The following is a 21,675-nucleotide window of genomic DNA, read 5'->3' as shown; positions in this document are numbered from 1 at the left end:
CGACATGGCACAATCAACGCCGATCAGCAATCGGGTCGTAGTCCTCGTAGTGGAAGACGAGCCGCTGCAGCGCATGATGGCGGTTGATCTGGTCATCGATGCCGGTTTCGACGTCGTCGAGGCCTGGAGTGCCGATGAAGCGGTGACCATTCTCGAAAACCGCACCGATATCCGCATCGTCTTTACCGATGTCGACATGCCCGGCTCGATGGACGGACTGAAGCTCGCCGCCGCCATTCGCGACCGCTGGCCGCCGATCGAGCTGATCGTCACCTCCGGCCACGCCCGGATGAGCGACGTCGTGCTTCCGGCCAGAAGCGTGTTTTTTCCAAAACCCTACGATACCGAAAAGGTCACAGCCCAGCTGAACCTGATGGCTGCCGTCTGATCCGGTAGGCCTCGGCCCCACCTGACGTGTTATGCGGTTCCCAGCCGATCCAGCTGCTGGCGGATATGGGCACATTCGGCGGTCGAATTGGCAAGCGCGATCGCCCGGTCGAAGGCGATCCTGGCCTCCCCGCTTCTCCCGGCCTGCATCAGCAGCCCGCCGCGCACGCCGTGGAAATAGAAATAACCGTCGAGCGTGTCGGCCAGCGGCCCGAGCAGTTCCAGAGCCGCATCCGCTCCCTTCAGCTTCGACACGGCCACCGCCCTGTTGAGCGTCACCACCGGCGACGGCGAAAGCTTTTCCAGCAATTCGTAAAGCAGCGTGATCTCGCCCCAGTCGGTATCCTCCGGTTTCGCCGCTCTCGCATGCAGGGCCGAGATTGCCGCCTGCACCTGATAGGGCCCCGGCTGCCGGTGCCGGATCGCCTTGTCGAGCATGGCAAGCGCTTCGGAAATCAGTCGCGGATCCCAGCGGCTGCGATCCTGGTCGTCGAGAAGCACGATCTGGCCGGCCTCGTCGAACCGGGCAGCGGCCCGCGAATGCTGCAACAGCATCAGCGCCGCAAGCCCCATGATTTCCGGCTCTGCGGGAAAGATCCGCAGCAGAAGCCGCGAAAGCCGGATCGCCTCGTCGCAGAAGGCGGCACTGTCCGGATTGGCAATGCCTGCAGAATAACCTTCGTTGAACACCAGATAGATCATCGCCGCGACCGTCTTCAGCCGTTCGGCCCGCTCGTGGCTGTCGGGCGCCTCGAATGTCGCATCGGCTTTTGCAACACGCGCCTTGCCCCGCGTGATCCGCTGCTCCATCGCGGCATCCGAGACGAGAAACGCACGGGCGATCTGCTGCACGGAAAGCCCCGAGACAATTCGCAATGCCAGCGCGATCTGCTGCGTGTTCGGCAGGTCCGGATGGCAGCAGATGAACAGGAGCCGCAGGATATCGTCGCGGTAATGGGCATTGTCGAGCCGCTCGGCGATATCCTCCTCGGCATCGGACAGGTCGGAAAATGCCGCTTCTTCCGGCAGAGGTTCATTCCTCGCGCGCTTGCGGATCTGGTCGACGCCGCTATTGCGCCCGACAAAGATCAGCCAGGCTGTAGGATCGCGCGGCGGCCCCTTGTCCGGCCATGTCCTGATGGCGCGCAGACAGGCCTCCTGAAACGCTTCCTCGGCCATATCGAGATCGCGGAAATAACGCAGAAGCGCTCCGACCGCCTGAGGCCTCGCCGACGTCAGGCAGAGTTCGATATAGGCGAGATCGGTCATGACGACCCGCCTTCCCCGGCCTTTATCTCACCCGGATGGAAAACGAGGAAAGGCCGGATCTCGTAGGAACTCGACCCCGGATTGACGGCGGAAAGCTGCTTTGAAAAGGCGACCGCCTCGTCGAGACTGTCGAATTCGGCGGTATAGAAACCGAGCAGAACTTCCTTGGTCTCGGCGAAAGGGCCATCGAGCACCAATGGCACGCTCTTGCCCTCGACGGCCCTGCCCTTTCGCACGGTCGTCGCCGTGGTGGTCGGCATCAGCCGTCCGACCGGACCGAGCCTGCCGGCCTTCATCAGCGGCTCCTGCACCGCATAGAGCTTCTCCATCACCGCCGCCTCCTCCTCCTTGGACCAGGCGAAAACGGTTTCCTCATGGGCATAACACAGGATGGCGTAGAGCATGTCCTTCTCCTTCTCCTTCTCCCTTTGAAGACGGAAAGGTAACGGCTGATCCGACGAAGCGCAGCATAAAATCCTGCTGTCGCATTTATTGGCAATATATGCGACGATGCGGATATCTTTAGAGGATCGAAAATGGCGTCTGAAAGTATCCATGTTCGAGTGACCGGCAAATTGCAGGATCACATTCGACAGCAGACAGGTGAAAACGGGCTTTACGAAAATGCCAGCGAATACATTCGCGCCCTGATCCGCCAGGACATCCAGAATAATGAAGAGGGTTGGAGTTGGCTGAGGCAGCATCTCGAACCCGGTCTTCGCGCCGACGAGAGCGAATTCCGCGACATTTCGGCCGAAGACGTCATTCGCCGTAACAAGCGGCGCTAGATGGCCGGTTATCGCTTTTATCCATCTGCTGATCTGGCGCAGGATCGTATCTGGCGAGATACGGCTGCAACATGGGGTGAGCAACAGGCAGAAACCTACATTATCGGCCTCCATCGACATCTCGATAAGCTTTCGCAACATCCTGCGCTTTGGCGCAGGCTTCCTGCCTCCTTGTTGGTGCCGGCAGATCTCGACCGCCAAATCTGGCTCGGCCGTTATCAGCATCATTTCATCATTTTCCGTGAACTTTCCCATAGTCGTATCGGCGTGATCAGCATCCTGCATGAACGTATGGATTTGCCCATGCGGCTCGCCGATGATCTGCTGAGCATAAATTCAAAAGGCACGGACTGAACCTGCCGACGCCCATAGCCAATCCGAGGACATTGCCAATGACCGATCTTTCCGCCTTCCCGATCACCGCCAAATGGCCGCCGAAGGACGACGGCGTCCTGCAGCTTTATTCGACACCGACCCCGAACGGCGTCAAGGTGTCGATCATGCTGGAAGAGACCGGCCTCGCCTACGAGCCGCATTTCATCAATATCGGCGCCGACGAGACCTGGGGGCCGGAATATCTGTCGCTCAACCCGAACGGCAAGATCCCGGCGATCCTCGATCCCGATGGCCCCGAAGGAAAACCCCTGGCGCTGTTCGAGTCGGGCGCCATCCTGATCTATCTGGCGGAAAAGACCGGCAAGTTCCTGCCCGCCGACCCGGCCGGCCGTTACGAGGCAATCCAGTGGGTCATGTTCCAGATGGGCGGCATCGGCCCGATGTTCGGCCAGCTCGGCTTCTTCCACAAATTCGCCGGCAAGGATTTCGAGGACAAGCGCCCGCGCGATCGTTACGCCAAGGAAAGCGCCCGGCTGATCCGCGTGTTGGAGACCCGTCTCGAAGGCCGTGACTGGCTGATGGGCAACGACTATACGATCGCCGACATTTCCATGCTCGGCTGGGTGCGCAACCTGATCGGTTTTTATGGGGCGGCAGAACTGGTGGCCTATGACGAGCTGAGCAACGTGCCGAAATGGCTGGAACGCGGCCTCGCCCGCCCGGCCGTGCAGCGCGGCCTCGACATCCCGAAACGTCCGGCCTGACTTCCAGCCCGTTGCAGGGCTGGCTTTTGGCTCTCGCGCCCTATCTTCCTGATGCAAGGTCAGGGAGATAGACATGCCGAGGATAAGCCTGCCCATCGACGGCTCCTGCCGCTGCGGTGATGTGCGCATCAGGATCACCGCAGCACCGATGATCACCATGGCCTGCCATTGCAAGGGCTGCCAGAAGATGAGCGCCAGTGCATTTTCCTGCTCGGCGGCCATTCCCTCGACAGGTTTCGAAGTCACGGCCGGAGAACCCGTCATCGGCGGTGTCCATGGGCATGATACCCATCACTATCATTGCCCGAAATGCAAAAGCTGGCTTTTTACCAAACCTGTCGGCATGGACTGGTTCGTCAATATCCGACCGACGATGCTGGATGATGCATCGTGGTTTTTGCCTTTTGTCGAAACCTATACTTCGGAAAAGTTTCCCTGGGCCACGACAGGCGCATTGAAGAGCTTCGAACAATTTCCTCCGATGGAGGCCTACGAAGGCCTGATCTCTGAATATTCCGAAACATGACAATGTTTCTAGATATAAGTTCAATCTAAAATTAAGTAATACGTCAGAAACCACGCGCTAATATTTACATCCGGCCCGCCGTTGTTCTTCACCGGATTGTAAATTATCGGAACGGAATATCCCCTTCGATTTAACGGGGTATATCGATGTTCTTGCGATCTCTGACGGCATTTCGGGCGGATGCGCGCGGCAATGTGGGAATGGTCTTCGGCCTGCTTCTCGTGCCGCTTGTGGCGCTCGGCGGCGCCGGTGTCGATATTGCCCGCTACGAGACCATCCGTGTCGAATTGCAGGACGGGCTCGACCGCGGCGTACTGGCCGCCGCCTCGCTGACCCAGACCCGTGATGCCGATGCGGTGCTCAAGGATTACCTCAAGAACTTGAGCTATGCCAATGAGGTGACTCTCGGTTTCGAGCGTACCAACACGCTCAACCAGCGCATCGTCAAGGCAAGCGCCAGCTACCAGATCGATACGTCCTTCATCAAGCTCGTCGGCGTCAACAAGCTTACCATCAGCGCCGTCTCGACGGCGCAGGAAGCCAAGCAGAACATCGAGATGTCGCTGATGCTCGACATGTCCGGCTCGATGATCACCAACAACCGGATCGGCAACCTCAAGAAGGCGGCAAAATCCTTCATCGACCAGATGCTGACCGACGATACCAAGGACTACACGACGATCAGCATCGTGCCCTATGCAGGCCATGTGAATGTCGGTGCGGCGGTGTTCGACAAGCTCGGCGGCACACGTTCCCATTCGAATTCGTCCTGCTTCGAACTCGGCGAGACGAACGAAGCCTATGGCAGTGCCCCGATGACCTTCAAGGGCGCCGCCCAGGTTCCGCATTTCACCAACTGGAATTTCGGCCGCACCGACATGCGCCCCTGGTGGTGTCCGCTGGAAAGCACCGCGATCACCTATCTGTCCAATGATGCGACCGTGCTCAAGGCGAAGATCGATTCGATCGAGATGCATGACGGCACCGGCACCCAGAACGCCATGCAATGGGGCTATACGCTGCTCAATCCGGCCGGCAAGACCGTCACCACAGCCGCCATGGCCGTCGGCGCGATGGACAAGAAATTTGCCGACAGGCCTGCCGCCTTCAACGATTCCGATACGATGAAGGTCATCGTGCTGATGACCGACGGCGCCATCACCGAACAATACCGGCCGAAGGACTACAGCCGTTCGGTGACGCTCAAACCGGACAACAAGCAGGTGTCCTCGGCAGCGACGGACGCCACCCGCCTTGCCAATGTCTGCACTGCCGCCAAGGCCAATGGCATCATCATCTACACGGTCGGTTTCGAAGTCTCGGGCAGCGCCACGACCCAGATGACCAATTGCGCATCGAGCTCGGCCCATTATTACCCGACCTCGGGATCGAACATCACCGATGCCTTCAAGTCGATCTCGATCTCGATCAAGAAGCTGAGGCTGACCCAGTGATCCACCGCCTTCGCCAAGGGGGTTCGGATCGCAGCGGCTCGGCTGCGGTCGAATTCGCCCTGCTCATCCCGCTCGTCCTGTCGCTGCTCTTTTCGGTCTTCGAGGCTGGCTGGATCATGACCCAGTCGGTCATGCTTGACCGAGGCCTCAGCCGGGCATCACGCGCCGTGCAGATCGGCTCGACGTCGATGGACTATGCCGCCTACAAGCAGAAGGTCTGCGATGAAGCCATTCTGCTTGCCAATTGCGCGGCCTCGCTCCGACTGGAACTGACGCCGATAGACACGGCCGCAGACTTCCCGACCACCGAAACGCCCTGCGTCGACCGCAGCGTGACGATCGACCCGGTGACCACCTATCACTCGGGACAGCGCTCGCAGCTCATCTTCGCCCGCGCCTGCTTCGTCGTCGATCCGCTGGTGCCGGGCATCGGTTACGGCCTGTCGGTTCCCAAGGATGCCACCGGCGCCATCCGTCTCACCGCAAGCTTCGCCTTCGTCAACGAGCCGTCATGATGTCTGAACCACGCTCCCCTGCCCGCACCCTGAAGCGCCTGTTCGCCAACAGATCCGGCACGTCCGGCATCGAGTTCGCGCTGACCTTTCCGATCATCATCCTGCTCTTTCTCGGCGGCGTGACGCTTTACGACGTGCTGCGCGCCTATAACAAGATCGTCGAATCGAACGGCATAATTGCCGATATCGTCGCCCGCCAGATGACTGTCGACGACGCCTTCTTCGCCAAGACCTATGGCGCCTTTGCCAACCTGCAGGCCGACGCAACCATGCCGAACGGCCTGCGCATCACCAGCGTCATCTGGAAGGACAGCAAATATTCCGCGACATGGACCTATCAGGCAGGCACAGCCGGCCTGTTGCCCGCGCAGGTGCTGGACGCCACCACGCTGCCGGCAATCCCAAGCGGTGATTCCGTCATTCTGGTTGAAGGTGTCACCCAGTATACCGCCTTCGCCAATCTCTTCGGCTTCGGCACGATCACCTATCTGGAAAACGCCTTCACCCGGCCGCGTTTCACCGCGCAGATAAAGCGCTGAACACCGCCACGTGTCGCAACGGGACAAAAGCTACAATCGCCGCCCTATTTCACGACAGGCAAATTGTTGCGTCCCTACAGTATCTTAGCGAAACCCACACAAATCGCACTCACCCCATTGTGACCACGGCATCATTGAATTGACACATAAATTAACCTCTCGCTAACCGTCGCGCCCTTCAATGGGCACGTCAGTTTCGAAGGCCCATCTCCCGGGCCTGTTTGTGTTTTCGTGGAGACAACATGCACAGCAAATCTGCAGTTCTTGCAATCGCCCTCACCCTCGCCTCGGCCACAGCTGCCGCGGCTGCTCAACCGACCCGGATCAAGCAGTTCGACGCCTGGGGTGTCTATTCCTACGACAATAACGGTCAGACCAGTTGTTACGCCCTGTCCGTTCCCGTCACCTCCCGGCCGGCCAATGTCGACCATGGCGACAACTTTTTCCTGATCTCGCCGCAGGGCTCGGCACTGATGCCTCAGGCGATCATGGGGTATGACCTGAAGCCAGGCTCCGATGTCGAAGTGGCGGTCGGCAACGACCAGTTCGACTTCGTGCCGCGTGACAACACCGCCTGGGTCAAGGACCAGGGTCGCGAGCCGGCGGTCATCGATGCGATGCGCGGCGGCAGCCAGATGACCGTTGAGGCAACCTCCCGACGCGGCACCGGCACCAGTTACTCCTATTCGCTGAGCGGTGTCACCGCCGCATTGCAGGAAGTGCGCAAGTGCCGCTGACAGGCCCTGCCCTGACAATGGGCAGGTCACCGGCAATGATCGGGTCAATGGCCCCGACGATCGCCAGGACGATAGTCGAGCGGAGCGGCCAGCCGAAATGACACGAAAGACCTTGCGGCAGGCCCTTGCCGCCTCAGGCCTGGCACTTGTGCTGGGCCTTCCATTGCCTGCCCGGCTGGAGGCCGCCGACGTCACGTCCGCAACGGCCGCCACGCCCACCGTCACAAGCGCTTCGTCAGGCTTCCGCAAGGGCCGGATGACCGGATTTCCCGTTCCGCGCTTCACCTCGATCAAGTCCAACAATGCCCATATGCGCGTCGGTCCATCCACCGACTATGCCACCAACTGGGTCTATTCGGCCCGCGGCCTGCCGCTCGAGATCATCGAGGAATATGGCAACTGGCGACAGGTGCGCGATCAGGACGGCATCAGCGGATGGATGTTCGCGCCGCTTTTATCCGGCCGTCGTACCGCCGTCGTCGGCCCCTGGCATGACCAACCGGTTGCTCTTCGGTCCTCTCCCTCGAAGACATCCGACATCATCGCCCGGCTTGCACCGAAAGTGCGGCTCGATCTCAAACATTGCGATGGATCGTGGTGCGACGTGTCGCTTCAGACGAAAAACCTCGGCGGTTATGTCGCCCAGGCCGAGCTCTGGGGTGTCTACCCGCACGAAGAGGTCAAATAACCTTTTATCCGAAGCCTCAGGCAGCCATCTGCTGCTGCGGCACGGCGACATAATCGGCGACATGCTCCATCTGCTTGAGCGTCCTCCAATAGATGTCCTCCATCAGGATATGCGCGAATTCGCCGTTGCGGCCGACACTGTAGAGGCCGTCTATCCCTGTCGTGCGGGCAAAATCGGTACGGGCCTTCTCATAGTGTTTGAGATAGACGGGATAGGCGATCGGGGTTCGGACGACCCCGCCAAGTCCGAGATACTGGCGCCGCGCCTGGGGATAGATCTGGGCAATGCCCTCAAGGCATTCCGCCGCCAGTTCCTCGTCGGACATGTCCCAATGCCGGTCGCCTTTCTGGCAGCCGATGTCGAAGGTGATCAACGTCTTGCCCGCTGGTGCCAGCCAGGGCATCGAGATCGGTGCTTCCGCCATTCTGAAGAATGGCTTGGTCCGGTCAGGCACCCACAACATCGTATCGGGAAGCAGGCCACGCCCTTCGAATTTCAGATTGACGAAGATCATCGGCCGGTAGCGGAACTCGGCCATGTGATCGAGCCGCGATGAACCGGCAATCAGCTTCGGCAACACGTTCACCGGCGCCGTGCTGATGGCCGCGGAAACGGCAATCGTTTCGCCCTTCACACGCACGCCGACGACGCGCTCGCCGTCGACGATGACCTTTTCGACTGGAGAATCGAGCCTGATGCAATCGCCGACCATCCGTGCGGTCGGCTGCAGCAGCGCCGAAATGCCGCCTTCGGGATAGACATGATAGAGCCTGGCGTGTTCGGGCATCTCATGGGAATAGCCGATGCAGACGGCCTTCTGCGTCACGCGTGCCGCGGCCTTGAGATACATAGACTTCAGCATTCCGCCGCGCATCTTTTCGCCGACCGATGGAGCAAGGTCACTGGCGTCGACGCCGGACCAGGCCTCGGCAAGAGGAATGGCCACCTGGCCGGCCAGTTCGTGGCCATAGCTGTGACGGAACCAGTCGGCGGCCGAAGCAATGGTCGTCGGCCGCAGGTGCGCCGCAACCGCACTTTTGACGAAACGCGGGGATTTCATCAATCCGAACGGATAACCATAGGTCCGTCCGTTGACGAGTACCGCTTCGCCATAGTGATGAACCGTCCTGCAGATGTCGGCGGCACCCAGCGCCTGGGCGAGCCTGTTGCTGACGAAATGGGCGCCCATGTCGTAGGAGAAGCCTTCGGCGTCCTTGTAGGATCCGGCCATCCCGCCAATCGCCTTGGCGGCCTCGAACACGATGACATCGATACCGCGCGCTCTCAGTTCACGCGCTGCCGTCAGGCCTGCAAGGCCCGCTCCAAGTATTGCGACCGGTTTCATGTAAGTGCTCCACCAAACCCGCAACGAAAAAACGTTCGGTGAGCATCAGATAGCCGTCAGCCGTCAAATGTTCCTGAAAAGCACAGGTTGCATTTTATCATTTCCGAAAAATTCGTAATATCGAGCGGTCGGGTTTCAGCGCACAACGAAACAATCGATCGACCGTGCCTGCAGCACCGAGCAGGCTCTTGTCGCCGCATCGCGATTGGCAAAACCGGTCAGCCGCGCCCGATAGACATCCTTGCCGCCCGAACGCGAACCCTGGATGCTCGGCGATATCTGGCCGAAATCCGAAAGCAAGGGCATGGCGCCGTCGAGTGCGCCCGTCGCTGCCGTCTGGCTTCCCGCTGCGGCGATCTGGATATCCCATGCGGCGCCGCCCTGCTTCGTCATGCTCTGCACCGGCGCGCTCGCCACGGCTTTGGACGGAGTGGCATAAGGCGTAACACTTGCCGCACGCGTCGCCGGTGCAACCGCGATTTCCTTGCGCACCCTCGGCACCGGCAGTTCGGTCGCAAGCGCCGCCGTCGTACCGTCGGCTGGCCGTTTGCGGCTGCGCTCGGCGATTTCGGCAGCCGGCGCCGGCGCTCTGCCGGTCACCTGATCGAGCAGTGCGGCCATCTGGTCGTCGCGCTTGCGGGCGCTCTTGCCGCCCATCATCACCGCGACGATCCGTCGTCCGTCGATATTGACGGCACTGGCAATATTGTAGCCCGATGCGTTGACGAAACCGGTCTTGATCCCGTCCATGCCGGGATAACGGTACATCAGGTTGTTATGACCGCGCACCGTCCGCCCCCGGAAAGGGAAAGAGCGTTGCGAAAAGATCTTGTACTCGTTCGGGTAGTCGCGGATCAGCGACAAGGCCAGCACCGCCAGATCCCGCGCCGTCGTCACCTGTGCGTCGTCGGGAAGACCGGACGCATTGGTAAACACCGTGTCGCGCATGCCGAGCTGACGCGCCTTCTGCGTCATCAGCAGGCCGAACTTGTCTTCGGTTCCGCCGAGATGATCGCCCATGGCCGCCGCCGCATCATTGGCCGAGCGGATCGCCATGCCATAAACGGCCTCGCGCACCGTGATCGTCTTGCCGGCGGCAATTCCGAGCTTGAAGGGAATTTTCGACGCCGCGTTCGGCGTCATGACGATCTCGTCGTCCCAATGGATCTTTCCGGTGCGCAGCGCTTCGAATGTCAGGTAGAGCGTCATCATCTTGGTCAGCGACGCCGGATGATTGAGCACTTCGGCATTTTCCGATGCCAGGACCTTGCCGCTTTGCGCGTCGTAGATGAAATGCGCGTAACCGGCTTCTGCCGTACGGCTTGCCATCGACATCGCACCAACGAGAAACACGAGTGCGACGATCCGCTGGATAAAAGGCATGCACTTCCCTTTCGAAACCGCCGGCCGGTACCAAGGCACTGGATAGTCGCAACCGGCATAAACCAGCGCGGGCCGTCCGGTCAAATCGGCGAAGTGAAAAAGCGGAGGAAAGGGTTCAGGAAAGTGTGCGGCGCACGGCATCGCGCCAGTCGCCGCATCGGATGGGTCGCGATCGTCCCGAAGCAGAGCTAGCCTTTCGCCGCCTGCGCCCTGGCACATTTCACGTCTGTCAGCAGCCAGGACAGTTTCGTGCCGGAAAAATACGGGTCGAAGAGCAGCCCGGTCCGGGTTGTGAAGAGTTTTTCCAGTCCTTTTTTCTTCAGGCTGTCACATTGTCGGGCAGTGCGGCGATCCTGCCAGACGATCGCATTGTGGATCGCTTCGCCGGTTTTTCGATCCCACACGACCACCGTTTCCCGCTGGTCGGCATGCCGATCGCCGCGATCGATTTGGCCTCGACCCCGGCCTCCGCAAGCGCCCGTTTGACGGTCCACAACACGCTTTGCCAGATTTCTTCCGCATCATGTTCGACCCAGCCGGATTGCGGAAAAATCTGGCGAAATTCACGCTGGCCGATGCCCGCGATCCGCATATTCTTCTCAAAGATGATGGCGCGCGTCGAAGTGGTCTTCCGGTCCATCGCCAAAACGTAACCCGTCATGCAGCCCTCCCTCAGGCAGTCGATTGTTGCGGCCGCTTTGAATAGGCGCCGATTGGCCTGTCAACGACCTGCATGCGGCATTGGTTTCCATATGTTTTTCCGACTCTGTATCGGAATATGACAGGGGTTGTGAATGGTTGCATTTTAATGATTTAGTTAATCTGACCTTTAGGCCCCACTTTCTAGCTTGCAGCCGCATCCAACGTCCAAAGGAGGAAACTCGGAATGATTCCGATGTCTGCAAAGCTGGCCGAGGTGGTTCAAACCTCTCTAACCATCAAGGTATTTGCGATCTGCTTCCTCTCGGTGCATGTGCCGCTGCTGGTTTTCATCGTTTATCTGGCAAGCGGTTACGCGGCCGAACCCGAACCCGTCCTGCTGCTGCTGCTCGCTGCGACGCTTGCCGGCACCAGTGTCTGCCTCGTCAGCCTGTGGTGGATCATCCGGCCGCTTCGCCAGCTTGCCCAGGCGATCAAGGCCTATCGCGCCAATGGCACACCCGTCCGCATGTCCCTGGATAGCCGCGACGAGATCGGCCTCCTCGCTTCCACCGTCACCGCCATGGTGGCGGAAACGGAAAGCCTGATGACCAAGCTGCGCCACCAGGCGATGACCGATCCGCTGACTGGGCTCGGCAACCGCCGCTGGCTTGGCGAACGCGCGGCGGAAGAACTGGCACGCGCCGAACGCCACCGCGAACCGGTATCCGTGCTGGTCCTCGACCTTGACCGTTTCAAGGGCATCAACGACAGCCACGGCCACGAAACCGGCGACCGCGTGCTGGTGGCGACCTCGGAAGTGGTGCGCACCTGCCTGCGCCCCTATGATCTTGCGGCCCGCATCGGCGGCGAGGAATTCTGCATCCTTCTGCCGCGCACCTCGATCGACGAGGCCGAGGCGATCGGTGAGAGACTGCGCAAGGCGCTGGCCGCAACCATGGTCCCGCCGCTGCGCCAGGGCCGCATGACCGCAAGCTTCGGCCTCTGTGTCGCCGGCCCCGGCGATCGCCTTCCCGACCTTCTGCTGCGTGCCGACTTTGCCCTCTACGAAGCCAAACGTGCCGGCCGCAACTGCATCCGTCGCGCCACCGATGGTGATGCGACGGGCTCGAACGACACCGACATGATCGATATGTCCGTTGCCCGGCATTCCGCCTCCCAGGCCGGCCCCTCCCCGAACTGATCCGCATCCGCCAGCTTTTGTCGGTAGCCTCTGCCTGAACGGAGGTGCAGCAAAACCCCGGCAGCAAAACCCCGATTGCCACCGGTGCGGCCTTGCCGCTAACCTCCGCTCGGCGCGGCCTAGGAGAAGGCCGCGTCACGAACGTTCGATCCGGACGTTCCAGGGAGGAAAGCAATTGGGAGGACTTGCATGAACAGATCCGTCGTGATCACCGGCTCCACCAGCGGCATCGGGCTCGGCATTGCCAGGGCGTTTGCCGGCGAAGGCGACAATGTCATCATCAACGGCTTCGGCGACAGGGATGAGATCGAGCAGATCCGGGCATCGCTCGACGCCTCCGGCCAGGGAACGATCCTCCATCATCCGGCCGACATGACCAGGCCGGCCGAGATCGCCGACCTGATCGGCACCGCTCAGGAAAAATTCGGCACCGTCGACGTGCTGGTCAACAATGCCGGCATCCAGCACGTCGCAAGGATTGAGGAGTTTGCGCCGGAAAAATGGGACCAGCTGATCGCCATTCTTCTGTCTTCCGCATTCCACACCATGCGTCATGCGATCCCGCTGATGAAGGCCTCGGGAAAAGGCCGCATCATCAACATCGCATCCGCCCATGGCCTTGTCGCCTCGCCGTTCAAATCGGCCTATGTCGCCGCCAAGCACGGCATCATGGGCCTGACCAAGACGGCAGCGCTGGAACTCGCGAGAGACCATATTACCGTCAATGCCATCTGCCCCGGTTTCGTTCTGACGCCATTGGTGGAAAAACAGATCCCTGACCAGGCCCGCGAAAAGGGTATCAGCGAAGATCAGGTGAAGGACGAGGTCCTGCTGAGGCTGCAAGCGACGAAGGATTTCGTCGGCATAGACGAGGTGGCGTCTGCCGCCCTCTACCTGGCCAGCGACGCTGCAAAGAACATCACCGGCACGCATATCTCCATCGACGGCGGCTGGACGGCGCAGTAGGATGTAAAGTCGACTCTGCTACGCGTTTGGCGATAGGGTTTGGAAATGCAAGTGAGAGGCTCGACGACTGCCGGCTCTCCACCTTCATCCCCGTGCCCTTAGGACTTTGCCCAAGGCATGTCACAGGGCCGAAGACGTATAGGCAAGCCGCGCCGGACCTCGAATACCAAGCCGGAAACGGCGGACGAAGGAGACAGATGAGTTCAGCAATCCACTTCATCCTCAACGGGGAAGACGTGATCCTTGGCGATTTTTCTCCAACGGATACGCTTCTCGACTATCTCCGTCTCGTGCGGCGGATGACGGGGACGAAGGAAGGATGCGCGGAAGGCGATTGCGGCGCCTGTACCGTGCTTGTCGGCCGCCTGACCGAACAGGGCCTGCGTTATGAAGGCGTCAATGCCTGCATCCGACTGATCGGCTCGCTGCACGGCACCCATATCGTCACCGTCGAACACCTGGCGGCAAAGGACGGTACGCTGCATCCGGTTCAGCAGGCGATGGTCGACTGTCACGGCTCGCAATGCGGCTTCTGCACACCGGGCTTCGTCATGTCGCTTTACGGCCTGTGGCTTTCCAACGAGGCGCCCTCACGACAGGACATCGAAAGCGCGTTACAGGGCAATCTCTGTCGCTGCACCGGCTACGAGCCGATCGTCAAGGCTGCCGAACAGGTGGCCCGCGACAGGCCGAGCTCGCTTTTCGATCCGCTGGAACGCGACCGCACCGAGGTCATGGCCAAGCTGTGGTCGCTGAGATCGGTCACCGAAACGATCGTGGTCGAAAAGCCCGGCGATACTGGCGTGATCGAGCGCAGCATCGTTCCGGCCTCCGTCGAGGCTTTTGCCGAGGCACTGTCGCAGGAGCCGACCGCCATCATCGTCGCCGGCGCCACCGATGTCGGCCTGTGGGTGACCAAGCAGATGCGCGCATTGAACCCGGTCATCTTCATCAATCACCTGAGCGAATTGCAGGCGATTTCCGTCGACGAGACCGGCCTCACCATCGGCGCCGGCGTCACCTATGCCGAAGCACATGGTTTCCTCGAAGCGGTCATTCCGGCCTTCGGCCCGCTGATCGACCGGATCGGCGGCGGCCAAGTCCGCAACATGGGCACGATCGGCGGCAATATCGCCAATGGCTCGCCGATCGGCGATACCCCGCCTCCGCTGATCGCGCTCGGCGCTACGCTGACCCTGCGGTCGCATTCAGGCCGTCGCACCATGCCGCTTGAAAACTACTTTCTCGCCTATGGCAAACAGGACCGCCTGCCGGGCGAATTCGTCGAGAAGATCTTCGTGCCGCGTCCGCACGAGGACAGCCATTTTTCCGTCTACAAGATCAGCAAGCGCCGTGACGAGGATATTTCCGCCCTTTGCGGTGCCTTCAACCTGACCCTCGACAGCGACGGCCATGTGGAGGAGATCCGCATCGCCTTCGGTGGCATGGCGGCGACCCCGAAACGCGCCACCCATGTCGAGGGAATGCTGACCGGAAAACCCTGGAACTGGAACACGATCTCCGCCGTCCGTGATGCCTTCGACGAGGATTACCAGCCGCTGACAGACTGGCGGGCGACCGCCGAGTACCGCATTCTGGCGGCGAAGAACCTGCTCACGCGATTTTTCCTGGAAACCGCCGGTGCACCGGTGCAGCTGGAACGGTTCGAGCCCGATTGGTCCGAACTGGAGGAGGCGTGATGATGATGAGCGCGATGTATCGTCCAGAGCCGCCCCTCACCTCGCCTCCACTCCGCTCGGCGCACCCTCTCCCCGTAAACGGGGCGAGGGAGACACGAGACGGCGCGGCATATCCCTTCTCCCCGTCAGAACGGGAAGAAGGTGGCGGCAGCCGGATGAGGGGCATTCGCAACACTGGGGGTCACCTCTGATGGACAAGACCTCCTTCGACGCAAAACCGGTCATCGACGGCCCGATGCATGTCTCGCTGAAACATGATTCAGCGCACAAGCATGTCACCGGAAGTGCTGAATATATCGACGATATTGCCGAACCGGTCGGCACGCTGCATGGCGGCCTCGGTCTCTCGGATCGGGCGCATGCACAAATCGTCTCGGTCGATCTCGATGCGGTGAGAAATGCCAAGGGCGTCGTCTGGGTGATGACGGCCGACGATATTCCCGGCGCAAACGACGTCGCCTCGACAGGCAAGCATGACGAGCCGCTGCTGGCGACCGATCTCGTCCAGTTTCACGGCCAGCCGATCTTTGCCGTTTTCGCCGAGACCCGCGATCAGGCCCGCCGGGCAGCAAGGCTGGCGAAAATCGAATATCGCGACCTGCCCCATTGGACCGATATCGACACCGCCCGCGACAACGGCGCTCCCGTCGTCACCGAACCGATGACATTGAGACGCGGCGAGCCGGAAACCGAGATCGAAAAACCGCCGCTTCGCATTCAGGCCTCGATGGTAATTGGCGGCCAGGAGCATTTTTATCTCGAAAGCCATATCGCGCTCGCCGTGCCCGGCGAAGACGAGGACGTGATCATCTGGTCTTCCACCCAGCACCCGAGCGAGGTGCAGCATATGGTGGCGCATGTTCTGGGCTGCTCCAACAACGCGATCGAGGTGAAGACACGCCGCATGGGCGGCGGTTTCGGCGGCAAGGAAACCCAGGGCAACCAGTTTGCAGCCCTCGCAGCGGTGGCGGCCAAGCGATTGAAGCGCGCGGTCAAGTTTAGACCTGACCGCGACGAGGACATGTCGATCACCGGCAAACGCCATGATTTCCGTGTCGATTACGACGTCGCCTTCGACGAGGAAGGCCTGATCCACGCCGTCGATGCCACCTATGCGGCGCGTTGCGGTTATTCCGCCGATCTCTCCGGCCCGGTCACCGACCGTGCGCTGTTCCATGCGGATTCCAGCTATTATTACCCGCATGTGCATCTCACCTCGCAGCCCCTGAAGACCCACACGGTCTCCAACACCGCATTCAGAGGTTTCGGCGGCCCGCAGGGCATGCTCGGCGCGGAACGGATGATCGAGGACATCGCCTATGCCGTTGGCAAGGATCCGCTGGAGGTTCGCAAACTGAATTTCTACGGCCAGCGCGGCTCCGGCCGCACCGTCACGCCCTATCATCAGGACATCCACGACAACGTGATTGCCCGTATCGTCGATGAACTGGAAACCTCGTCCGACTATCAGGCGCGCCGACAGGCGATCATCGAGTTCAACGAGACGAGCCCCGTCATCCGCAAGGGCATTGCGCTGACGCCGGTGAAATTCGGCATCTCCTTCACCATGACCGCCTACAATCAGGCCGGCGCGCTGGTCCATATCTACAATGACGGCTCGATCCACCTGAACCATGGTGGCACCGAAATGGGGCAAGGGCTCTACACCAAGGTGGCGCAGGTCGTGGCGGATTGTTTCCAGGTCGATATCGACCGGGTGAAGATCACCGCCACCACCACCGGCAAGGTGCCGAACACCTCTGCGACGGCCGCCTCATCCGGGTCGGACCTGAACGGCATGGCCGCCTATGACGCCTGCCGCCAGATCAAGGAGCGGCTGATCGATTTTGCCGCCCGCCAGTGGCAGGTCAATCGCGACAAGATCGAATTTTTGCCCAACCGCATCCGCATCGGCGGCGAGATCGTCCCTTTCGACACCTTCATCAAGGCCGCCTATTACGACCGCGTGCAACTGTCGGCGGCCGGTTTCTACAAGACCCCGAAAATCCATTGGGACCGCGCCGCCGGCCGCGGCCATCCCTTCTATTATTTCGCCTATGGCGCCTCCGTCTCGGAAGTCTCGATCGATACGCTGACCGGCGAATATATGGTCGACCGCACCGACATCCTGCACGATGTCGGCCGCTCGCTGAACCCGGTGCTCGACATCGGCCAGATCGAAGGCGCTTTTGTCCAGGGCATGGGCTGGCTGACGACCGAGGAATTGTGGTGGGATGCCAAGGGCAGGCTTCGCACCCACGCGCCTTCCACCTACAAGATCCCACTCGCTTCCGACCGGCCGAAAATCTTCAACGTCAAGCTGGCGGAATGGTCGGAAAATGCCGAACCGACCATCGGCCGCTCCAAGGCGGTCGGCGAACCGCCCTTCATGCTGGCGATCTCGGTTCTCGAAGCGATCTCCATGGCGGTGGCAAGCGTCGCCGATTATGCCGTCTGCCCAAGGCTGGATGCGCCGGCAACACCCGAACGGGTGCTGATGGCGGTCGAGCGGCTGAAGGCGATGGCAGCGGAAGGTCCGTCCGAACAGGAAACCCAGCCGTGACTTGATGCAATGGTCCGGCTCTCCACCTCAATCCTGTGACAAGCAAAGTGGCGAGGATAAAGGAGAAGGCAGTGACCATCACCATCCGCCCCGAAAACCTCGGCGAAGAAAACATCATTCACGACCTGACCCAGGTCGCTTTTGCGCCCATGTCCTACAGCGCCGGAAACGAAGGCGCGATCATCCGGACATTGAGGCAAGAGGGCAACCTGACGCTGTCGCTGGTCGCAGAGGAGGCTGGCACGATCATCGGCCATGTCGCCTTTTCCCCCATCGCCATCAACGGGCATTATTGTGACTGGTTCGGGCTGGGACCGATCTCCGTCAGGGCGGATCGGCAGAAACAGGGGATAGGCCGGGCATTGATACGCGAGGGGCTCGATCGGCTGAAATCCATGGGTGCCAGGGGATGCGCACTGATTGGCGAAACGGCCGTCTATCGCAGTTCCGGCTTTGAGAATGATCCCCTGCTCACCTATCAGGGCGTGCCGGACAGCTATGTCCTTCGCATCGTCTTTTCAGGCGATGCGCCGCACGGCACGCTGACATTTTCGCCGGGCTTTTACGCTAGGCAATGAAATCGGCGCTGCCCGGCGGTCAGGATGCCATGGCTTCCTGCCGCATCTCGGTTGCGACCAGCCGGTTGCGGCCATTGCGTTTGGCCTCGTAGAGCGCTCCATCGGCAACGGCGATCATGTCGGCAAAGTCGGCCTGCCCCGCAGCCGTTGCAACGCCGGCACTGACCGTGAAACTGGTCTGCGGATGCCCGTCCCATTCGAACACCGCAGCGGCAAAATTCGATCGGACCCGTTCGACCACGAGAGCCGCCTGTTCTTCGGCGGCACCTGGCAAAAACAGCACGAATTCCTCGCCGCCCCATCGCCCGGCAATATCGTTTGCCCGGATGGAACTGCGCAACACCTCGGAAAACTGAGAGATCACCTCGTCGCCTGCATCATGGCCGAACCGGTCGTTGACACCCTTGAAATTGTCGAGGTCGAAGATCGTCATCGACGAAAAACCTTCGATGTCCCGCGCCATGTCATGCAGCACATTGGCGCGGAAGGCACGCCGGTTGAACAGGCCGCTCAGGCTGTCGGTTTCCGCCAGCCGCTTGAGGTCGTTCTGGTAGCGCACATGGTCGGATATATCTCGCACCACCGCCACCATCATCGGCGCACCGGCGGCCGAGGTTCGGAGAATGGTGATCCCGAGATTGATTTCGCTGCCGTTCGAATGGCGCCCGACAATGGTCGCGCTCCGCTGACCCATATAGCGGGCTTCGGAGTGTCCCGACTGGAACCCGGACACGAGCTTCTGATGAAAACCGTGAACCCGTTCCGGCAACAGCACTTCCAGCGGCTTGTCCAGTAATTCTCCGGTATTCCAGCCAAAGATACTTTCTGCCGCCGGATTGCACAGCCGGATAATCCCATGATCATCGATGCCGATAATGCCATCGGCGATTTCGAAGACGATCTTCCGATAGATATCCTGGGAGGCCGGAATGAGCGAAGCAATCGCTGCTCTCTTGGTCATAGTATCCCGTCACACATTCGAAGGTCGCTCAACAACTAACAATCGTCAATTCTCAGGATTTGAATATCTATGCGGAAATAGCTGATATTATTTTAATAAAAAACACATCTTGCGCGAGAAATACATGCGGTTGCTCGCGCGCCGGAAATGCTTGAATCGGGATGATGCGGGGCCGGCGGCGGGATGTTATCATCGCCGACATGTCCGAACTTGGCCTGTCAGAATTCCTTGCCCGCCATAGATGCATCCTCGTCGAACTTGTGGAAGTCCGGGGCTCGGCACCGCGTGAGGCCGGTACCTTCATGCTGGTGACGGACGAGCTGATCTGGGGAACGATCGGCGGCGGCCAGTTCGAATACATGGCGATAGACAATGCCCGCACTCTGCTTGAAGGCCGCGGCGAAACTTTCATGGACATTCCGCTCGGCCCTGAAATCGGCCAGTGTTGCGGCGGACGCACGCGGCTTTCCTTCACGCCCGTGACGCCGCAGACAGCAGCCACACTCGAAAGGCGGCTTGGCTATGAGCGGGACGCGCGCCCTGCGGTTTTTCTGTTCGGCGCCGGCCATGTGGGCCTCGCACTGGCAAAAGCGCTTGCCCCCCTGCCCTTTGCCGTCACCGTGGTGGAAACCAGACAGGCAGAGCTTGGCAACCTGCCGGACACCATGGCGCGGCGCCTCGTTGCCATGCCGGAAGCCTGCATCGCGGATATTCCGGCAGGCGGCGCAGCCGTAATCCTCACCCATGACCACGCGCTGGATTTCCTGATCGCCGAACGGGCGCTGGCCCGCTCCGATCTCGCCTATATCGGCATGATCGGATCGGCCACCAAGCGGGCGACATTTTCGCACTGGCTGGCACGGCAGAAAGGCGAGGATCCGGCAGAAGGCGGCAGTGCTGCGATGATGGCGCGTCTCGTCTTGCCGATCGGCGGAACGGCTGTGAAGGACAAGCGTCCGGAAGTGATCGCCGCACTGGTCGCTGCGGAACTTCTGCAAAAAGTGCCGCTCAGCCTGCCGCAAAGACAATCAGAGCGGCAGGTCGCGGGCGGCTGATCGGCGTTTCTCCTGCCAAAATCTCTCGGCGCGGTCCGGCCGCGATGCATCAAGCCCGACATCCGCGCGCAACGCCTCCGGCAGGCCCGCCACATCCACACGGCCTCTATCGAACAGCCGCCGGAAAAAGCTGGCAATACGCCGTGCAAGGCTCCGCCTTGAAAGCGGCGGGAAAGACTGAACGGCAGGCATGGAAGAGCTATTTGCGGACAGCATGGTCTGCTCCACATTGGATGTTGATAATGGTTGAGTAAGTTCACCAATGCCGTCGATTGCGGGAAAACTCCAATTCGAATATTGTCGGCTGCGATAAAGAGAACTTATCGCCGAAAGCATCCCGATGAAGTTGTCACGCCAGTTTCCGCTCAATGCGCTGAGGGTTTTCGAAGCCGTCGCGAGGCTGCGGAACTTCACGCGCGCCGGCGAGGAACTCGGCATGACGCAGACCGCCGTCACCTACCAGATCAAGCTTCTGGAAGACTATCTGGGCGACGCGGTGTTCATCCGCAGACCACGCGATCTGCAATTAACCGAGACGGGCCTCAGCCTGTTGCCGAACGTCACCGAGGCATTTTCGCTTCTGTCGGAAGCGGTGACAGCAGCGCGCGGCACGACCGAAGAAACCCTCGACATCCAGTCACCACCGACCTTCGCTTCGCACTGGCTGGCAAGACGTCTCGGCGAATTCCAGCTGGAACATTCCAATATCGCCGTGCGGCTGGTGCGTGGCGGCACTCCTGACCTGGATTATCCGCCGCCCGCCGATGTCGGCATCCGCATCGGGGCAAACCCCTGGAATGGATTGATCTGCCATCCGATCCTGCGCCTGACCTATACGCCGATGCTCCATCCCCGCCTTGCCGAAAGCGTCGGCGGCATTCATGAACCCGGCGACCTGACGAAATTGCCCTGGATCTCGAACGGCAAGGGCTTCTGGCAGGACTGGTTCCGCGCCGCCGGCATCGAGCCGAAAGGTGCCGTCAGGCAAATGAACCTCGACACAGCCGGGGCACTCGATCTGGAAGCCAATGCCGCGATTGCCGGCCATGGCGTTGCGATGCTCAGCCCTTTCCTGTTCGACGCCGATATCGCATCGGGCCGGCTCATCCAGCCTTTCGACATCTGCCTCGGTGACAGCAAGACCTACTGGCTTTGCTATTCGCCGGCGCGCAAGAACGCCGCCAAGGTGAAGGCTTTCACCACCTGGATACAGCAAGCTCTGGCGCGCGACCTCGAACGACAGCTGAAGCCGACGGCGACGCTGGCGGACTGACCGGC

23 protein-coding genes and 1 pseudogene are annotated in these 21,675 nt (G+C 60.7%); 17 read left to right on the top strand and 7 right to left on the bottom strand.

What is annotated here, in order from left to right; genetic code table 11:
- The first annotated feature begins 4 nt into the window (after nt 1–4).
- A complete protein-coding gene (locus AC2GXZ_RS03730) occupies nt 5–388 on the top strand; it encodes a response regulator (RefSeq protein WP_483757763.1) in 384 nt (127 codons plus the stop codon).
- Nucleotides 389–417: 29 nt separating this feature from the next.
- Here AC2GXZ_RS03730 and AC2GXZ_RS03725 read toward each other — a convergent pair whose 3' ends face one another.
- Both AC2GXZ_RS03725 and AC2GXZ_RS03720 read right to left on the bottom strand, forming a co-directional pair.
- On the bottom strand, nt 418–1,656 hold the full coding sequence (locus AC2GXZ_RS03725; RefSeq protein ID WP_483757762.1) for an RNA polymerase sigma factor: 1,239 nt from the start codon (nt 1,654–1,656) through the stop codon (nt 418–420).
- Nucleotides 1,653–2,060, bottom strand: a complete 408-nt coding sequence (locus AC2GXZ_RS03720; RefSeq protein WP_483757761.1) for a YciI family protein — start codon at nt 2,058–2,060, stop codon at nt 1,653–1,655. Before AC2GXZ_RS03720 ends, AC2GXZ_RS03725 begins: the two co-directional genes overlap by 4 nt.
- 132 nt (nt 2,061–2,192) lie before the next feature.
- Here AC2GXZ_RS03720 and AC2GXZ_RS03715 point away from each other — a divergent pair, with 132 nt between their 5' ends.
- The 9 genes from AC2GXZ_RS03715 to AC2GXZ_RS03675 all read left to right on the top strand — a co-directional run bounded on the left by AC2GXZ_RS03715 (nt 2,193) and on the right by AC2GXZ_RS03675 (nt 8,003).
- On the top strand, nt 2,193–2,444 hold the full coding sequence (locus AC2GXZ_RS03715) for a ribbon-helix-helix domain-containing protein (protein WP_483757760.1): 252 nt from the start codon (nt 2,193–2,195) through the stop codon (nt 2,442–2,444).
- Nucleotides 2,445–2,798, top strand: a complete 354-nt coding sequence (locus tag AC2GXZ_RS03710; RefSeq protein WP_483757759.1) for a type II toxin-antitoxin system RelE/ParE family toxin — start codon at nt 2,445–2,447, stop codon at nt 2,796–2,798. It begins immediately after the preceding gene.
- A gap of 38 nt (nt 2,799–2,836) precedes the next feature.
- The gene (locus AC2GXZ_RS03705) at nt 2,837–3,544 is read left to right on the top strand and encodes a glutathione S-transferase N-terminal domain-containing protein (protein WP_483757758.1); all 708 of its coding nucleotides are present in this window, start codon (nt 2,837–2,839) and stop codon (nt 3,542–3,544) included.
- A 73-nt stretch (nt 3,545–3,617) separates the two neighbouring features.
- The gene (locus AC2GXZ_RS03700) at nt 3,618–4,070 is read left to right on the top strand and encodes a GFA family protein (protein ID WP_483757757.1); all 453 of its coding nucleotides are present in this window, start codon (nt 3,618–3,620) and stop codon (nt 4,068–4,070) included.
- 146 nt (nt 4,071–4,216) lie between these two features.
- Nucleotides 4,217–5,524, top strand: a complete 1,308-nt coding sequence (locus tag AC2GXZ_RS03695) for a TadE/TadG family type IV pilus assembly protein (RefSeq protein WP_483757756.1) — start codon at nt 4,217–4,219, stop codon at nt 5,522–5,524.
- A complete protein-coding gene (locus AC2GXZ_RS03690; RefSeq protein WP_483757755.1) occupies nt 5,521–6,039 on the top strand; it encodes a TadE/TadG family type IV pilus assembly protein in 519 nt (172 codons plus the stop codon). The genes AC2GXZ_RS03695 and AC2GXZ_RS03690 overlap by 4 nt, the downstream gene beginning before the upstream one ends.
- Complete coding sequence (locus AC2GXZ_RS03685; RefSeq protein ID WP_483757754.1) at nt 6,039–6,578, top strand: TadE/TadG family type IV pilus assembly protein; 540 nt, start codon at nt 6,039–6,041, stop codon at nt 6,576–6,578. Before AC2GXZ_RS03690 ends, AC2GXZ_RS03685 begins: the two co-directional genes overlap by 1 nt.
- A 242-nt stretch (nt 6,579–6,820) precedes the next feature.
- Nucleotides 6,821–7,315: an invasion associated locus B family protein gene (locus tag AC2GXZ_RS03680; RefSeq protein ID WP_483757753.1), complete on the top strand. Its 495-nt coding sequence runs from the start codon at nt 6,821–6,823 to the stop codon at nt 7,313–7,315.
- A 97-nt stretch (nt 7,316–7,412) separates the two neighbouring features.
- Nucleotides 7,413–8,003, top strand: a complete 591-nt coding sequence (locus AC2GXZ_RS03675) for an SH3 domain-containing protein (protein WP_483757752.1) — start codon at nt 7,413–7,415, stop codon at nt 8,001–8,003.
- A 16-nt stretch (nt 8,004–8,019) separates the two neighbouring features.
- Here the strand turns inward: AC2GXZ_RS03675 and AC2GXZ_RS03670 are convergent, their stop codons facing one another.
- The 3 genes and pseudogenes from AC2GXZ_RS03670 to AC2GXZ_RS03660 form a co-directional block, all read right to left on the bottom strand.
- Nucleotides 8,020–9,348, bottom strand: a complete 1,329-nt coding sequence (locus AC2GXZ_RS03670) for a protoporphyrinogen/coproporphyrinogen oxidase (RefSeq protein WP_483757751.1) — start codon at nt 9,346–9,348, stop codon at nt 8,020–8,022.
- A gap of 135 nt (nt 9,349–9,483) precedes the next feature.
- Entirely contained in the window at nt 9,484–10,731 is a 1,248-nt protein-coding gene (locus AC2GXZ_RS03665; RefSeq protein WP_483757750.1) for a serine hydrolase, read from the bottom strand.
- A 191-nt stretch (nt 10,732–10,922) separates the two neighbouring features.
- Nucleotides 10,923–11,392 (bottom strand): annotated as a pseudogene (locus tag AC2GXZ_RS03660) (FGGY family carbohydrate kinase); the annotation flags it as partial.
- A 225-nt stretch (nt 11,393–11,617) separates the two neighbouring features.
- Here AC2GXZ_RS03660 and AC2GXZ_RS03655 point away from each other — a divergent pair.
- The 5 genes from AC2GXZ_RS03655 (at nt 11,618) to AC2GXZ_RS03635 (ending at nt 18,381) form a co-directional block, all read left to right on the top strand.
- Nucleotides 11,618–12,574, top strand: coding sequence for a sensor domain-containing diguanylate cyclase (locus AC2GXZ_RS03655; RefSeq protein WP_483757749.1), 957 nt, complete (start codon nt 11,618–11,620; stop codon nt 12,572–12,574).
- Between the two features lie 189 nt (nt 12,575–12,763).
- On the top strand, nt 12,764–13,540 hold the full coding sequence (locus AC2GXZ_RS03650) for a 3-hydroxybutyrate dehydrogenase (protein ID WP_483757748.1): 777 nt from the start codon (nt 12,764–12,766) through the stop codon (nt 13,538–13,540).
- A gap of 197 nt (nt 13,541–13,737) precedes the next feature.
- Nucleotides 13,738–15,240, top strand: a complete 1,503-nt coding sequence (gene xdhA / locus AC2GXZ_RS03645; protein WP_483757747.1) for a xanthine dehydrogenase small subunit — start codon at nt 13,738–13,740, stop codon at nt 15,238–15,240.
- 190 nt (nt 15,241–15,430) lie between these two features.
- A complete protein-coding gene (gene xdhB / locus AC2GXZ_RS03640; RefSeq protein WP_483757746.1) occupies nt 15,431–17,803 on the top strand; it encodes a xanthine dehydrogenase molybdopterin binding subunit in 2,373 nt (790 codons plus the stop codon).
- A 77-nt stretch (nt 17,804–17,880) separates the two neighbouring features.
- Complete coding sequence (locus AC2GXZ_RS03635) at nt 17,881–18,381, top strand: GNAT family N-acetyltransferase (protein WP_483758256.1); 501 nt, start codon at nt 17,881–17,883, stop codon at nt 18,379–18,381.
- 19 nt (nt 18,382–18,400) lie between these two features.
- Here the strand turns inward: AC2GXZ_RS03635 and AC2GXZ_RS03630 are convergent, their stop codons facing one another.
- Nucleotides 18,401–19,342 (bottom strand): GGDEF domain-containing protein, encoded by a 942-nt coding sequence (locus AC2GXZ_RS03630; RefSeq protein WP_483757745.1) that lies wholly within the window; start codon nt 19,340–19,342, stop codon nt 18,401–18,403.
- A 200-nt stretch (nt 19,343–19,542) separates the two neighbouring features.
- On the opposite strand from AC2GXZ_RS03630, the gene xdhC reads away from it, so the two are divergent.
- On the top strand, nt 19,543–20,397 hold the full coding sequence (gene xdhC / locus AC2GXZ_RS03625; RefSeq protein WP_483757744.1) for a xanthine dehydrogenase accessory protein XdhC: 855 nt from the start codon (nt 19,543–19,545) through the stop codon (nt 20,395–20,397).
- On the opposite strand, the gene AC2GXZ_RS03620 is transcribed toward xdhC, so the two are convergent.
- Entirely contained in the window at nt 20,371–20,835 is a 465-nt protein-coding gene (locus AC2GXZ_RS03620) for a hypothetical protein (RefSeq protein ID WP_483758286.1), read from the bottom strand. The genes xdhC and AC2GXZ_RS03620 overlap by 27 nt on opposite strands.
- On the opposite strand from AC2GXZ_RS03620, the gene AC2GXZ_RS03615 reads away from it, so the two are divergent.
- Nucleotides 20,738–21,670 carry a LysR substrate-binding domain-containing protein gene (locus AC2GXZ_RS03615; RefSeq protein ID WP_483757743.1) on the top strand — a complete coding sequence of 311 codons (933 nt, stop codon included), beginning with the start codon at nt 20,738–20,740 and terminating at the stop codon, nt 21,668–21,670. The genes AC2GXZ_RS03620 and AC2GXZ_RS03615 overlap by 98 nt on opposite strands.
- Nucleotides 21,671–21,675 lie beyond the last annotated feature (5 nt).

The sequence above is a fragment of the Aliirhizobium sp. YIM B11859 genome (genome assembly GCF_057163345.1).
This window is presented reverse-complemented; position numbering and strand designations above follow the sequence as displayed.